Annotated in this window: 4 protein-coding genes; all 4 read left to right on the plus strand. The window is 64.6% G+C overall.

Going from position 1 to position 15,166, the window contains the following annotated elements; all coding sequences use genetic code 11:
* Positions 1-187 precede the first annotated feature (187 nt).
* The 4 genes from Q5H89_RS22085 to Q5H89_RS22100 all read left to right on the plus strand — a co-directional run bounded on the left by Q5H89_RS22085 (position 188) and on the right by Q5H89_RS22100 (position 15,143).
* Positions 188-4,672: an amino acid adenylation domain-containing protein gene (locus Q5H89_RS22085; RefSeq protein WP_305021507.1), complete on the plus strand. Its 4,485-nt coding sequence runs from the start codon at positions 188-190 to the stop codon at positions 4,670-4,672.
* A gap of 85 nt (positions 4,673-4,757) precedes the next feature.
* Positions 4,758-6,635: an asparagine synthase (glutamine-hydrolyzing) gene (gene asnB / locus Q5H89_RS22090; protein ID WP_305021508.1), complete on the plus strand. Its 1,878-nt coding sequence runs from the start codon at positions 4,758-4,760 to the stop codon at positions 6,633-6,635.
* Positions 6,636-6,743: 108 nt separating this feature from the next.
* Positions 6,744-7,478, plus strand: a complete 735-nt coding sequence (locus tag Q5H89_RS22095; protein WP_305021509.1) for an aspartate/glutamate racemase family protein — start codon at positions 6,744-6,746, stop codon at positions 7,476-7,478.
* Positions 7,479-7,547: 69 nt separating this feature from the next.
* Positions 7,548-15,143, plus strand: a complete 7,596-nt coding sequence (locus tag Q5H89_RS22100; RefSeq protein ID WP_305021510.1) for a non-ribosomal peptide synthetase — start codon at positions 7,548-7,550, stop codon at positions 15,141-15,143.
* Positions 15,144-15,166: the final 23 nt, after the last annotated feature.

Consider the following 15,166-nt stretch of genomic DNA (forward strand, 5'->3'; position numbering starts at 1 on the left):
ACCGCTCCTGCGCGGGCCCGGTGCCGGGCCCGCAGGCGCCCTGGCGGCCCGGCCCGTGCGCAGCAGCACCGGGCCCGGCCGCCAGCCACCAAGCCGCAAGGCATTTGCAGTAAGCCACTTGCATTTTGGGTCATACCCCCGGCAGGAGCAGGTGCTCCGTCCTTTTCCCATACTTACCAGAACCGACATGGAAAATAATACGCTCACCCTTCAGGGATATTCATTATCGCCGGCGCAGGCCAGAATCTGGGACAGCATCAGTACGGTGCCCCACGCCGGGGTATGGGCCACCGCCGAGATTAACGGCCCTATTGCGGCCGATAAAATACAAGAAATACTGCGGCAGGTGGTGCGGCGCCACAACAGTCTGGCCATGCACTTCAACCGCTCTGCGGCCCTGCACTACCCCTTGCAGCAAGCGCGGGAAGAGGCGGCGCTTGCGTGCACCACCTACGACTGGCAGCTTGCTGACGCGGCCACGCAGCAGCAGCAGCTGGCGGCCCTGCAAGCCACCTGGGCGGCGCCGCTGGCGCTCAACGAACCGTTGCAGGTGGCCATTATCAGGCTGGGGCCGGCGCAAACGCTTGTGTGGGTGCAGGCGCATCCGCTACGGGCCGATGCCGCCAGCGTGCACCAGCTGCTGCGCGAGGTAGCCGCCCTGGCCAATGGCACCGACCTGGCCGCCGAAGACGATACGCTGCCCTATGAAAACTACGCCTCGTGGCAGCAGGACCTGCTGGGGCAGGCCGAGGAAGAGGCGCTGGCCTACTGGAAGCAGTACCGTAGCCACCTCTTCCGCAAGCCGCTGGTGCCCTTCGAGCAGAAGGCCGCCGCCGCGGGGCCGGTCATGGAGCGCCGCCGGGTGGCGGTAGCGCCGGCCGTGTGCCGGCAGCTCCGGCAGCAGTGCGCTGCCCACCACGTGCCGGTGCGCACCATGCTGCTGTCGCTGTTTGCCCGGTTCCTGTACTCGTTTGAGCGGCCCGAGCATTTCGTTATTGGCTTACAGCGCTTTAACCGCCTCTACGACGAGCTGAAGAACGCCGTGGGCGCCATGAGCAAAACCGTGCCGCTGCTGGTGAGCGCCGCCGACCTGGCCCCCGCTGCCAACCACCCCGCGCTGCTGGAGCGGCAGGAAGAAGAGCTGATGGACTGGGAAGACTTCTTCAGTTTTGCCCACGCCGGCAAGGAGAAAACCGACGGCTATTCCTACGGCTTCAACTTTCTGCCGGCCACGGCTTTCCAGCCGATGGGCCGCGACATTACGGTGACGCTCACGGACCTGCACGTGGTATCGGAGGCCCACGCTCTGCAATTGGTAGTGCTGGAGCAGGAGGAGCAGCTCGTGTTCGACTTCTACTACGCTACCAACGCCTACACCCCCCACACCATTGGCCTGGTGGCCGAGCAGTGGGGCACGTTTCTGCGCCGCAAGCTGGCCCTGTCGCCCGATGACCAGCTAGCCCTCTGCACCTCGGGCAGCCCGGAGCTGGCGGCGGCCATCAAGCCCCAAACCGTGCTGGAGCTGTTTCAGGAGCAGGTAGCCGGCAACCCCGGCGCGCCCGCCCTGGTCTACAAAGACCTGACGATGAGCTATGAGCAGCTCGATGCGGCCAGCAACCAGCTAGCCCACGTGCTGCGGCAGCGCTACGGCGTTGGGCCGGGCAGCCACGTGGCGCTGCTGCTCAACCGCAGCCAGTGGCTGCCCGTGAGCATCCTGGCCGTGCTGAAGGCCGGGGCCGCCTACGTGCCCATCGATACGGCTTACCCCGACAGCCGCATCAGCCAGATTGTGGAGAGCGGCGACTGCAAGCTGGTGCTGTCTGAGGCCGCCGTGTGGCGCCAGAAGCAGCAGCTGTGCAGCCTCACGGCCCTGCTGCTGGAGGCCGACGTGCTGGCCGGGGCGCCGGCCGGGCCGCTGCCCCTGCCGGCCCTCACGGACCTGGCCTACATCATTTTCACCTCCGGCTCTACGGGCCGGCCCAAGGGCGTGATGATTCGGCACGACAGCCTCACGAACTACGTGCAGTGGAGCAACAACTACTACTTCGCCCCCGGCGAGCGGGGCAACTGGGCCCTGTTTACGTCCATCGCCTTCGACCTGACCGTGACGGCCATCTACACCTCGCTGTGCCGGGGCCAGGTGCTCTTCATCAGCGAGGCCGAAAAATCCATCCTGAGTATCCTGGAAGAAGCCGTGAGCGCCGAGGCGGGGCTGCCCATCGACATCCTCAAGCTCACGCCCTCGCATGTGGCCATGCTCAAAAGCCTGCCGCTCACGCGCACCAACGTCAAGAAAGTTATCCTGGGCGGGGAAGCGCTGGAATGGGACCACATCCATACCCTGCGCAGGCTGAACCCCGACATCGAGATTTACAACGAGTACGGCCCCACCGAAGCTACCGTGGGCTGCGTGGTGCAAAAGGTGACCTTGCAGGATGAGCGCATCTTCATCGGGGAGCCCATTGCCAACACCACGGTGTGCGTGCTGGACGAGCAGCTGGAGTGCGTGGGCAACAGCTGCATCGGGGAGCTTTACATCGGCGGCGACTGCCTGGCCACGGGCTACCTGCACCAGCCCGAGCTAACGGCCAAAAGCTTCGTGACCCTGCCCTGGGACCCCCAGCACCGCACCTGGTACAAAACCGGCGACCTGGTGCGCCAGAACGCGCAGGGCATTTTTGACTACCTGGGCCGGGCCGATAAGCAGGTCAAAATCCGGGGCTACCGCATCGAGCCGGGCGAGATACAGGCCCTGCTGCTCGAACTACCCGAAATTTCGAATGCCCTGGTGGGCGTGCTCAAGCACGAGCAGGAAAGCTACCTGGTGGCGTACCTGCAAACGGAGGAAGTGCTGGCGGTGGCCCGCGTGCGCGGCTACCTGGCCGAGCGGCTGCCGGCCTACATGCTGCCCATGCAGTGGCTGCAAGTAAAGGCCTTCCCGCTGACGCCCAACGGGAAAGTTGATGAAAAAGCCCTGGCCCAGCTTGCCAAAGAGCAAAAGCAGGCCGAAGAGCGCCCCTACGTAGCCCCGGCTACGGTGCTGGAGGCGGAGCTGCAAAAAATCTGGGAAGCGGTGCTGAAGCAAGCCCCCATCAGCACGCAGGAAAGCTTCTTCTCGCTGGGCGGCAACAGCCTGAATTTCTCGCAGCTTATCCTGCGCGTGAACCAGGCTTTTGGCAAAAAGGTGAGCTTCAGCGAGCTGTTTGACCACGCCACCATCGCGCAGCAGGCCGCGTTCCTGCTCCAGGCCCGGCCCGAGGCGGCTAGCCAGCCCCTGCGCGTGGCCCCGGCCCAGGCAAGCTTCCCCCCGACGCCCGCCCAGTACAGCATCTGGAAGGCCTGCCAGTCGGCCGAGAGCAACATCGCCTACAACATGCCCTTCGTGCTCAAGCTCACCGGCGACCTGGACCGGGCCGCGTTCGAGGGGGCCGTGGCGGCCGTAGTGGCCCGGCACGAGAGCCTGCGCACCGTGTTTCGCAAAAACGCCGACTGGACCGTGAGCCAGCAGGTGCTGCCTGCCCCGGCCCTGGCGGAGCTGCTGACCACGGCCGACCTGCGGGCCGCCAACCTGAGCCCGGAAGCCGTGCAGGCCAGGGTGCTGGCCGAAATCCGCACGCCGTTTGACTTGGCCGCCGGCCCGCTGATGCGGCTTCAGCTGTGGCAGCTCGCGGCCCAGGAGCACGTGCTGGTGTACACGCTGCACCACATCATCGGCGATGGCTGGTCGATGCAGGTGCTCTTCGACGAGCTTATGCAGGCCTATAACGCCCTGGCGGCCGGCCAGCCCCTGCGCCTGCCCCCGCTGCCGGCCCAGTACCGAGACTACGAGGCCTGGCTAAGGGCTAGCCTCAGCGGCGAAAACGGCCAGCGCCTGGCGCAGTACTGGCTCGGCCAGTTTGAAGACGCGGTGCCGGTTCTGGACCTCGCCACCGATTTTCCCCGCCCCGAGCGCAAGGCCTACCAGGGCAAAACGCTCACCACCGACATCGCGCAGGCCGACTACCAGGCCCTGAGCCAGCTGAGCGCGGAGCAGGAAGGCACCCTGTTCATGACCTTGCTGCTGATTACCAACGTGCTGCTCCACAAGTACACGGGGCAAGCCGACCTCGTTATCGGCACCCCGATTGCCGGGCGCGAGCACCTGGACCTGGAAAGCCAGATTGGGCTGTACGTGAACACGCTGGCCCTGCGCACCAGGCTGGCGGGCCAGCCCACGGTGGCCGCGCTCTACCAGCAGGTAAAGCAGCAGGTACTAGCCGCTTATAGCCACCAGCTCTATCCCTTCGACACGCTGCTCCAGCAGCTCAACCGGCCGCTGCAGCCCGGCCGCTCACCGCTGTTTGATGTGATGGTGGTGCTGCAAAACATTGAGAGCCAGCAGCCCCCAACGCAGCCGGCCGGCCTGGCCGTTTCGCGCTTCGGCGCCGACCCGGCGAGCAGCAAGTACGACCTGTGCTTCTTCTTCGTCGAAGAGCCGGGCGCCATCCGGGTGCACCTGGAATACGATACGGCGCTGTTTCGGGAAGAAACCGTGCGCACCCTGCTCGACAATTTCCGGCACGTGGCCAGCCAGCTGGCCCAGGCCGCCGGCCTGGCCGACGTCGGTCTGCTAGCCTCGGCTACGGAGGCCGAAGAGAGCGACCTGTTCCTGGCCCAGATGCTCGAAATGTAGCGCCCCCTGGCCCGAGCCCGGCGCCTAAGCGCCTGGCCCGCAAAACAATATACCTACCTCATCCACCTCACCGAGCGTAAAAGACATGTGCGGGATAACCGGAATTTTTAGCCAGGATAAGCAACACGTTGTCCCGGAAGACATTATCGTCAAGATGACCCGGGCGATAAGCCACCGCGGCCCCGATGGGACGACCATTCACAAAGAGCCGTACTGGGGCTTCGGGTTCAACCGCCTCAGCATCATTGACCTGGCGGGCGGCACGCAGCCGTTTTACAGCGCCGACAAGCAAATTATCCTGATTTGCAACGGCGAAATCTTCAACTTCAAGGAGCTTCGCAGCGAGTACATCGGCAAGGGCTACAAGTTTGCCTCCGAGTGCGATGTGGAAGTCATCATCCCGCTCTACCAGGAGTATGGGTACCGGCTCTTCGAGCGGCTGGTGGGGCAGTTTGCCTTTGCCCTGTACGACAAGCGCGCCGACACGCTGCTGCTGGCCCGCGACCACTTCGGCGTGTGCCCGCTCTTTTATACCGAGCAGCACGGCCACCTGGTGTTCGCCTCCGAAATCAAGGCCATCCTGGAGGTGCCCTTCGTGGAGCGGAAAATCAACATGACGGGCCTGGACCAGGTGTTTTCCTTTCCGGGGTGGGTGAGCCCGGTGACCATGTTCAAGGGCATTCACAGCCTGCGGGCCGGCAACTACCTCGTACTGAAGAACAACGTGTGCACCGAGCACACCTACTGGGATGCCGACTTTCCGCAGGATGGTGAGTACGACCTGGGCCGCTCCGAAAAGTACTACGCCGAGACGCTGGAGGAAAAGCTGCTCAAGTCGGTGGCGTACCGGGTGCACGCCGATGTGCCGGTGGGCTTCTACCTCAGCGGCGGGCTCGACTCGTCGCTGATTGGGTCCATCATGAAGAAAACCCACCCCGCTACCGCCTTCAAGTCCTTCGCCGTCACTTTTCCGCACCACGACCACAGCCAGATTGACGAGAGCGTTTTTCAGCGCACGATGGCTTCGCACCTGGGCAGCGCGCACCACGAGATAGCGTTTGACTGGCAAAATATCTCCCAGCTGCTGCGCAAAACGGTGTACTACGGCGAAACGGCCCTGAAGGAAACCTACAACACCTGCTCGATGGCACTCTCCTCCTGCGTGCGCGACCAGGGCATTAAGGTGGTGCTGTCGGGAGAAGGGGCCGACGAGCTGTTTGGCGGGTACGTGGGCTACCGGCTCGATGCGGTGGGCAACCGGGCTAGCCCCGACGACGACCTGGCGGCCCTGCTGGAAGGGCAGATGCACGAGCAGCTGTGGGGCGACAGCCGCTTTTTCTACGAGAAAAACCACGCGGCTTTCCGCACCGACAAGCAGGACATCTATTCTGACGCGGTAAACCACCGCTTCGAGGAAATTGACTGCCTGCGCAATTTCCCCATCAACAAGCAGCAGCTCGCCGGGCGCAACAGCTTTCACAAGCGCTCTTACCTGGACCTGAAGCTGCGGCTGGCCGACCACCTCATCTCGGACCACTGCGACCGGATGTGCTTTGCTAATTCCGTGGAGGGGCGCTACCCTTTCCTGGACGTCGAGCTGTTCGAGTTCATCAAAACCATCCCGCCCCAGTACCAGATGCAGGGCCTGGCCGAGAAGCATTTGCTCCGCAAAGTGGCGGAGCGGTACGTGCCCCACGAGATAGCGCACCGGCAGAAGTTCGGCTTTGTAGCGCCCGGCAGCTGCCAGCTGATTCAGAACAAGGACGAGATGGTGATGGACCTGCTGAGCTACGACCAGATTAAGCGGCAGGGCTATTTCAACCCGGTAGTTATCGAGCGGCTGAAAAAGATGTACAGCCGCCCCGGCTTCAGGCTCAACATGCCCTTCGACAGCGACCTGCTGATTGTGGTAATCACTTTTAACCTGCTGCTGGACGTGTTTAACATGCCTAGCTACAACTAGCTGCGCGGCTGAAAGCCTGGCCCTCGGCCTAGCGGGGGCACCCCCGCCGGCGGGGGCCGCCGCCCGCGCTCCTCCAACTAAACATCCACATACTATTATCCTAACAAAATGCAAAAGAAGAAAGTAGGCATCATTGGCGGTATGGGTGCGCGGGCAGGGATGCTGCTGCTGAAGCACGTGATTGAAAAATCGCCGGCCAAAACCGACCAGGAGTTTCTCGAAATCGTGCTGCACAGCAACTCGGTCATTCCCGACCGCACCCGGGCCATCCTGTACAACGAGCCTTCGCCGCTGCCGGAGCTGCTGCGCTCGGTGGCCCTGCTCAACGCGCAGGGCGTAGACCTGATTGTATCGGCCTGTGTAACATCGTATTACTACTACGAGGCGATGCAGCTTCACTCCCGGGCGCAGCTGCTGCACCCGGTGCGGCTGGTGGCCCGGCACATCCTGAACACCTACGGCCGCCGGGCGCGGGTGGGCATCCTGGCCACCAGCGGCACCATCCAGACGGGCCTGTTTCAGGACGTGCTGGCCCGGGAAGAAATCTCCTACGTGGTGCTGCCCCCGGCCTTGCAGGAAGACGGCTTTATGCAATCCGTGTACATGGAAAACGGGCTGAAATCGGCCGTGATTTGCCAGAACGCCAAGGACCGCTTTTTTGCCTGCATCCACTACCTGAAGGAGCAGGGCGTCGACGTCATCATCGGCGGCTGCACGGAGGTCGCCATCATGGCCGATGAGGTGGGGCCCGCCACCCCCTTGATTAACGTGCTCGAAGTACTGGCCCAGGAAGTGGTGAACCAGAGCTACCAGGAAGAGCTGGTGCCCAGCGCCGCCTACTAGCCCCCGCGCGCCGCTGCTACCCGCCTGGCCGCGCCCCCATCCTACTCTTTTTCTTGATTATTCCACGAAATGAAAAACCTAGTTTACAAGCAGTTCGAAGACATGGCAGCGCAGTACCCAACGGCCGAAGCAATTCGGTTTGGGGGCCGGCCGATGTCTTATGAGGCGTTGAATACCTACGCCAACCGCCTGGCGGCGCTGCTGGCCGCCGTGGAGCCGGCGCCGGCCATCATCAAAGTGCTTATGCCGGCCAGCTCCTACCTGGTGGCGGCGCTGCTAGGGGTGTTTAAGGCGGGCCACGTGTACCTGCCCGTCGATTTGCAGTTTGCCGAGCAACGGATTCAGCAGCTATTCGAGGAAACCCCCAACGCCAGCGTGCTGCTGCACCAGGACTGGCTGCCCGGGTGGGAGGCGCTGGCCGCCAGGCTAGGCCTGCAAGCAGGCAAGCTGCTGATTCTGAATGAAAGCCAGGGCATTACCGTGGTAGAGCAGGGCCGGCAGGCAGTGCACCGGTGGGAAGACCTGCCAGCCGGGAACCCGGCCGGCGAGCAGGACCCGGAAGCGGCCAGCTACCTCTTCTACACGTCGGGCTCGACGGGCCGGGCCAAGGCCATTGTGGGGATGCACAAAAGCCTGGCGCACTTCATCGGGTGGGAAGCCAGGGAGTTTGGGGCCGGCCCCGGCATGCGAGTGAGCCAGCTGATTCAGTTCACGTTCGATGCTTCCCTGCGCGACATCTTTCTGCCGCTGTGCACGGGCGGCACGCTCTGCATTCCGGAGGCGGAAACCCGCGGCAACCTGGCCCGGCTGGTAGAGTGGATTGACGCGGAAAAGATTCAGCTCCTGCACGGCGTTCCCTCGCTGTTTCAGCAGCTCACCAAAACGGCCCAGCAGGCTGAGCCCAAGCCGCGGTTTGCGGCCTTGCAGTACGTGCTGCTGGCCGGCGAGGCGCTGTATGCCAAGGACATCCACCGCTGGCGCGAGGTGTTTGGCACCCGCATCGAGGTAGTGAACCTGTACGGGGCCACGGAAACCACGATGATTAAAACCTTTCACCGGATTGCGGAAGTGCCCGAGGCCCCCGGCCAGGTACTATCGGTGGGCAAGCCCATCGACAACACGTTTATCCTGGTGCTCAACCAGGGCAAGCTCTGCCGGATTGGCGAGATTGGCGAGGTGTACATCAAAACGCCCTTTAGTACCAAGGGCTACTATAATAACCCGGGCCTGACCCAGCAGGTATTCGTGCAAAACCCGCTCATTCAGGACCGGGCCGATATCATCTACAAGACCGGCGACATGGGCCGGTACGCGGCCGACCGCTCCCTGGAAATTCTGGGCCGGCAAGACCGACAGGTGAAGGTGAACGGGGTGCGCATCGAGCTTAACGAGATTGAGCAGGCCCTGCTAGCCGTGGCCGAGGTGGAGGAGACAGTAGCCAAAACCATCAAGGATGCGGAGGGCAAATTGCAGCTGGTGTGCTACTACACGGCCCCGGCGGCCATCGCCGACCTGCGCGAGCAGCTGGCGACGCGCCTGAACGCCTACATGCTGCCGACGTTTCTGGTGCACCTGCCGGAATTTCCGCTCAACAGCAACGGCAAAATCGACAAGGCCGCCCTGCCCTCGCCCGAGGAAGTGCTGCTGGGCAGCGAGTTTGAGCTGCCTCACGAAGGGCTGGAAACGGAGCTGGCGGCTATCTGGAAAGCAGAGCTGGGCCTGAAGGCAATCAGCCGGGACTTGTCGTTCTACCACATGGGCGGCAACTCGCTGAAGGCAATGAAGATAGCCGGCGACATTCAGCGGCACCTCAACGTAGAGCTTAAGCTCATGGATATTTTTCTGTATCCGACCATTGCCAAGCTAGCCGCCTTTATTGCCGAGCAGGCCCCGGCCGCCGCGCCGGCCATAGGCGCCGCGCCGCAGCTGGCCTCTTACCCCCTCACGCACACCCAAAAGCGCCTCTGGGTAATCAGCAACCTGGAAACGGCCTCCGTGGCCTACCACATGCCGATTGCCTACACCCTGACCGGCGGGGTAAACGTGGAGGCCCTGGGCCAGGCCTTTCACACGGTGCTGGCCCGCCACGAAAGCCTGCGCACCGTGTTTCGGCAGGTTGAGGGCGACGTGCGCCAGGTAGTGCTGCCCTGGCACCCCGGGCTTTTTGCCTTGCAGCAGGAAGCGGTGCCGGCCGGCGCGGGCCCCGACGCCCTGCGCCAGCAGATGCAGCGCTTCCAGGATGCGCCCATGGATTTGGCCCACGAGCTGCCCATTCGGGCCAGGCTGCTGGTAGTGTCGCCCACCGAAGCCGTGCTGCTGGCCGTGGTGCACCACATTGTGTTCGACGGGTGGTCGACCACGCTGCTGCTGCAAGAGCTGCTGGCGAGCTACCAGGCGCTGGCCCAGGGCCAGCAGCCGGCCCTGCCGCCCCTGCCGGTGCAGTACAAAGACTACGCCGTGTGGCAGCAGGAGCAGCTGCAAGCCCCCGCCATGCAGGCCAGCGAGGCCTTCTGGAAAGCGCAGTTTGCGGAGCAGCCCCCCGTGCTGGAGCTGCCCTTGGACAAGCCCCGGCCCCTGGCCCGCACCTACGCCGGCAGCCTCCACGAGCACCTCATTTCCGGCGCCACGCTGGCGCAGTTTAAGGCGCTGTGCCTGCACGAGGCGGGCACGCTCTTCAACGGCCTGACCACGGCCCTGAACGTGCTGCTGGCCCGCTACTCCGGGCAAACCGACATTGTGGTGGGAACCCCGGTAGCCAACCGCGAAAAAGCTGAGCTTCAATCCGTAATCGGCTTCTTCGCCAATACCATTGCCCTGCGCAACCGCTTCGACGGGCAGGATACGTTTCAGCAGCTTTTTGCCCGGGTAAAGCACAACACGACCCAGGCGCTGCAACATGCCGACTACCCCTTCGACCGGCTGGTGGAGCAGCTAGCCACCCCGCGCGAGGTGAGCCGCTCCCCGCTCTTCGACGTGGCTCTGATTCTGCACAAGGCCGCCGGGGCCGACCAGGCTAGCCCTGTGCCGGCCGCCGCAACCACCGAGGCCCACGAAGCGGCCGAATTGAATGGCTACAGCAAGTTTGACCTGACGTTCTCGTTCCGCGAGGTGGCCGACGGCCTGCTCCTGAAGCTGGAATACAACACCGACCTGTTTGGGGCCGCCCGCGTGGCCCGGCTGTGCGCCCAGGTAGAGGAGCTGCTTCGCCAGGCGGCCGCCGCGCCCGGCACCAGCATTCAGGCCATCGACTTCATTCCGGCCGCCGAAAAGCAGCTCCTGCGCCAGTTCTCCCGGGCCGACGCGCTGCGCCCCCTGCCCAGCGGGGCCGGCAGCCTTGTGCGCCTGTTCAAAGAGCAGGCCGCGCTTTACCCTACCAAGGCGGCGGTTTGTGCCGTGGCCACCGATGCCCAGCTCACCTACGAGCAGCTGGATAAGCAGTCGGATTACCTGGCGGCCTACCTCGCGCACCGGGCGGGCGTTCGGGCCGGGGCCAGGATTGGCATCAGCACCCGGCGCGACCAGTGGGCCATTGTGGCCATGCTCGGGGTGCTCAAGGCCGGGGCCGTGTACGTGTTCCTGGAGCCGTCTTTGCCGGCGCAGCGCCTGCGCTACATCTGCGAGCACGCGGCCCTGCCGCTGGTGCTCACGGCTGGCCCGGCCGCCGCCTTTGCGGCCCCCGCCGGGCTAGCCGTGGTGGCGCTGGAGGAGGCCGTGCAGCCCAATGCCTACGCCCTGCCCGAGGCGGCGGCCAGCGACCTGGCTTACATCTGCTACACGTCGGGCTCGACGGGCGTGCCCAAGGGCGTGCTCATCCGGCAAGACGCCGTGGTCAACATGGTGGACAGCGTTCCGGGCGTGGCCATTACCCCGCCGGACAGCCTGCTGAACCTGTGCTCCTTTGCATTCGACGGGTCCGTTTTCGACATCTACGGGGCCCTGCTGAAGGGCGCCACGCTCGTTATCATGGACGAAAGCCAGGTGAAGGACCTCTTCGCCTACGAAGCGGTGCTGGCCCGGTATGCCATCACGGTCAGCTTTATGCCCACGGCCCTTTTCAACGTGCTGGTAGACATTGGTTTTGAAGGCTTGGGCCAGCTGCGCCACCTGCTGATTGGGGGCGAAGCGGCTTCGGCCAAGCACATCAGCGCCTTTGTGCAGCGGTTTGGGGCGGGCAGCCTGCTGAATATGTATGGCCCCACGGAAAACACGGTGTACGCCACGGCCTACCAGGTAGCGGCGCACCTGCCCTACGCCACCACGCCCATCGGTAAGCCAACCAAAAACGTGGTGGCCTACCTGCGCGACAGCCACGGGATGCCGGTGCCCATCGGCGGCGTGGGGGAGCTGTGGCTCGCCGGCGCGGGCCTGGCCCAGGAATACTACCGCAACGAGCCACTCAATCAGGAGCGCTTTGGCCTCGATGCGCCTACGCAGCAGCGCGTTTACCGCACCGGCGACCTGTGCAAGTGGAGCGAGGATGGGCAGCTGCTGTTCAGCGGCCGCAAGGATAACATGCTAAAAATCAGAGGATTTTTGGTGGAAACAGAAGAGATTGTGGCCGCCGCCCTCGCCCACCCCGCCGTGCAGGAGGCGCACGTGCTCTACAAGGAAGTGGCGGGCGCGCCCGCCCTGGTGCTGTACCTGGTCCTCACCCACGAGCTGCCCGACCAGACGCTCCTCAGCTTCCTGGGCACCCGGCTGCCGGGCTACATGCTGCCGCAGTACCTGGTGCGCGTGGCGGCGATGCCGCTGAACAACAACGGCAAGGTAGACCGGCCGGCCCTGAGCGCGCTGCCCCTGGGCCAGGCCACCACCGAGCTGGCCGTGGCCGCCGAAACCCCGACCGAAAAGCTGCTGGAAGCGTGCTGGAAAACGCTGCTCCGCAAAGAGCACATCAGCACCACCAGCAATTTCTACGCCCTGGGCGGCGACTCCATCAAGATTATCCAGCTCGTGTCCATGCTTCGCCAGCAGGGCTACCGGCTGAACATCAAGGACTTTATGGAGGCCCCTACCATTGCCGGCGCGGCCGCCCGGCTGGTGGCCGCGCCGCGGGCCGAAGCCGCGGTGGAATACACGGGCCAGGCCGGGCTGTCGGCCATTCAGCTACGCTACGTGGCGCTGGTAAACGAGCCTTGCCTGCACCATTTCAACCAGTCGGTGAAGCTAATCCGGCCGGGCGGCTTTGATGCCGAAGCCGTGCGCGTGATTCTGGCAAAGCTGCTAGCCCACCACGAAGGGCTGCGGGCGCAGTTCCAACAGGGCGCGGACGGCCGCTGGCAGCAGGTTATTGCGGCGGCCAGCCCCCGCTTTGCCGTGCCCGTCATCGACCTGCGTGCGGAGCCGGCGCCCGAGCAGGCGTTTGCCCGGCAGGCCACGGCCCTGCAGCAGAGCATGAGCCTGGAGCGGGGCGAGCTGCTGAAGGCCGCCATTTTCAGGCAGCCTACGGAAGACGTGCTGCTGCTGGCCATCCATCACCTGGTGGTAGACGGGGTTTCCTGGCGCATTCTATTCGAAGATTTTGGGGTGTTGTATGCCCAGTACGAAGCCGGCAGCCCGCTGGAGCTGCCCGCCACGAGCACGGCGCTGCTGCGCACCGCCGCCTGGCAGCAGGCCTATGCCCACTCGGCAGAGCTGGCCGCGGAGCTGCCCTACTGGCAGCAGGTAGTGAGCGGTCCGCAAGCTACGCTGCCGGTAAGCTGCCCGCAGGGGGCTAACCACGTCAGCGACAGCGCGGCTATCTCCTTCAAGATAGCGGCCCAGCAAACCGCCGTGCTTCAGACAACGGCCGCCCAGGCGCCGCAGCTCGACGTTAACGCGCTGCTGCTGGCGGCCCTGGGGCTAGCCTGCCACCGCCATTTTGGGATGCCCAACGTGCCCGTGCACCTGGAGGGCCACGGCCGCGAGGAGGTGGGCGGGGCGCCCGACCTGAGCCGCGTCATCGGCTGGTTTACGAGCGTTTTCCCGGTTGTGCTACCCGAGCCGGGCACCCAGCCCGCGCTGGCCTACGTGCAGCAGGTGCAGCGGGTGCTGCAGGCGGTGCCCCACAAGGGCCTGGGCTACGGCATGCTGAAATACGTGGCCCAGGATGCCGTGCTGGCGCAGGCCCCGCCGCCGGCCATCTGCTTCAATTACCTGGGGCAGTTCGACAGCCATATCGCCACGCCGCAAACCCAGGACATTCGCCTGGCGCTCGGCGAGAAAGGGGCCGAAGTGCACCCCCTGATGCCCCGGTTTCACGAAATCGAGTTTTCGGGGCTGCTCTCGGAAGATGAGCTGCACTTGTCCATCCAGTACAGCCAGGCGCGCTATGGGCACGAGGAGATGCAGGCCCTGGTGGCGCACTTCCTGGCGGCCACAACGGCCATTGTGGAAGAGCTGGCCCGGCAGGGGGGGCAGCAGCTCACGCCGCTGTCCTACAACCAGCAAAATTTCTTCTCGCCCTACCGGGTAGTAGGGGAGTTCTCCGAGATTGGGCCCGTACCGTACCCTTCCTTCCATAAGCAGGCCCTGGAAACCGCCCTGGATGCGCTTCAGCAGCGCCATGAGCTGCTGCGCACCACCTTTGTGCCCAACGGCGGTGGGCTGCCCTACATGCAATTGCAGCCCCACGCCGAAGTCCCCATTCAGTGGCTGGACTGCCGGGCGCAGCCCGCCGGGCGCCGGGCAAGCCTGCTGCAGGAAGCGCAGCGGCAGGCCCGCCAACAGATTACGCTGCAAGCTCCGTGGGTAGTGCGGGTGCTGCGCTTTGCGGGCGAAGACGAGCTGCTCATCGTCCTTTCTCACCTGGTTTTCGATGGCTACTCGCAGGGGGTGCTGCAAGAAGAGCTGACGCAGCTCTACCGGGCGGCCCTGCAAGGCACCGTAGCCGCCCCGGCGCCCCCGGCTGCCCCCCAGTACCGGGCCTTTGTGGAGGCCCAGCAGGGCTATGTCGGCAGCGCCGAAGGCGGGCGGGCGCTTGCCTACTGGAAAAAGCAGCTGGCCGGCGCCGACCTCACGGCCCGCCCCGTGGCGGCTCAAACGCTTAAGGTATCGACGTTTGTGACGGGCCGGGCGCTGCAAGACTTCGAGCAGTGGCTGGCCAGCCAGCAGCTCATGCCGCTGGCGGTGCTCATGGGAGTGTGCCGGCGCGTGTACCACCAGCTCAGCGGGCAGGAAGCGGTGGCGGTAGCAGTGCCCGTGTCGCTGCGAGCCCACGATGTGTACCGCACGGTAGACAATCAGCAGGCCATAGGCTTCTACTCCAACATCCTCCTCAACCGCTGCGCCTGGAGCAGCCGCGACACACTCACCGACCAGCTAAACGCGGTGCAGGATAGCCTGGTGGCTGATTTTGAGCACTACCAGTATCCCTACGATAAGCTCCTGCACGAGCTGCAGGCCGCGCCCGGCTTCTACCCGGAAGTGGGCCTCAACTACCAGAACCACAGCGCCCTTCGCCAGGCGGCGATAGACGGCAGCAGCCAGCCCGCGCCCCAGGTGCTACCCGAAGCGTGCCGCGCCACGTGGTGGATTGACGTCTTCCACTTCGATAATGCCTTGCAAATCAACATGCTGTTCGGGGCCGACGACTGCTCGGCCGAGCGGGCGGAGGAAATAGCCGGCTGGTTTAAAGCCGAGCTGGACTATGCCGTGCAGGCCACCGGCGCCCCGGTGCTGCACTAGCGCGCCCGCCAGGCCCCATTCTT

Origin of the sequence: Hymenobacter cheonanensis, from assembly GCF_030581075.1 — a bacterium.
Lineage (GTDB): Bacteria > Bacteroidota > Bacteroidia > Cytophagales > Hymenobacteraceae > Hymenobacter.

Coding starts and splice junctions, on each gene's coding strand:
- Q5H89_RS22085 (WP_305021507.1), top strand. CDS start 188: ATGGAAAATAATACGCTCACCCTTCAGGGATATTCATTATCGCCGGCG.
- Q5H89_RS22095 (WP_305021509.1), top strand. CDS start 6,744: ATGCAAAAGAAGAAAGTAGGCATCATTGGCGGTATGGGTGCGCGGGCA.
- Q5H89_RS22100 (WP_305021510.1), top strand. CDS start 7,548: ATGAAAAACCTAGTTTACAAGCAGTTCGAAGACATGGCAGCGCAGTAC.
- asnB (WP_305021508.1), top strand. CDS start 4,758: ATGTGCGGGATAACCGGAATTTTTAGCCAGGATAAGCAACACGTTGTC.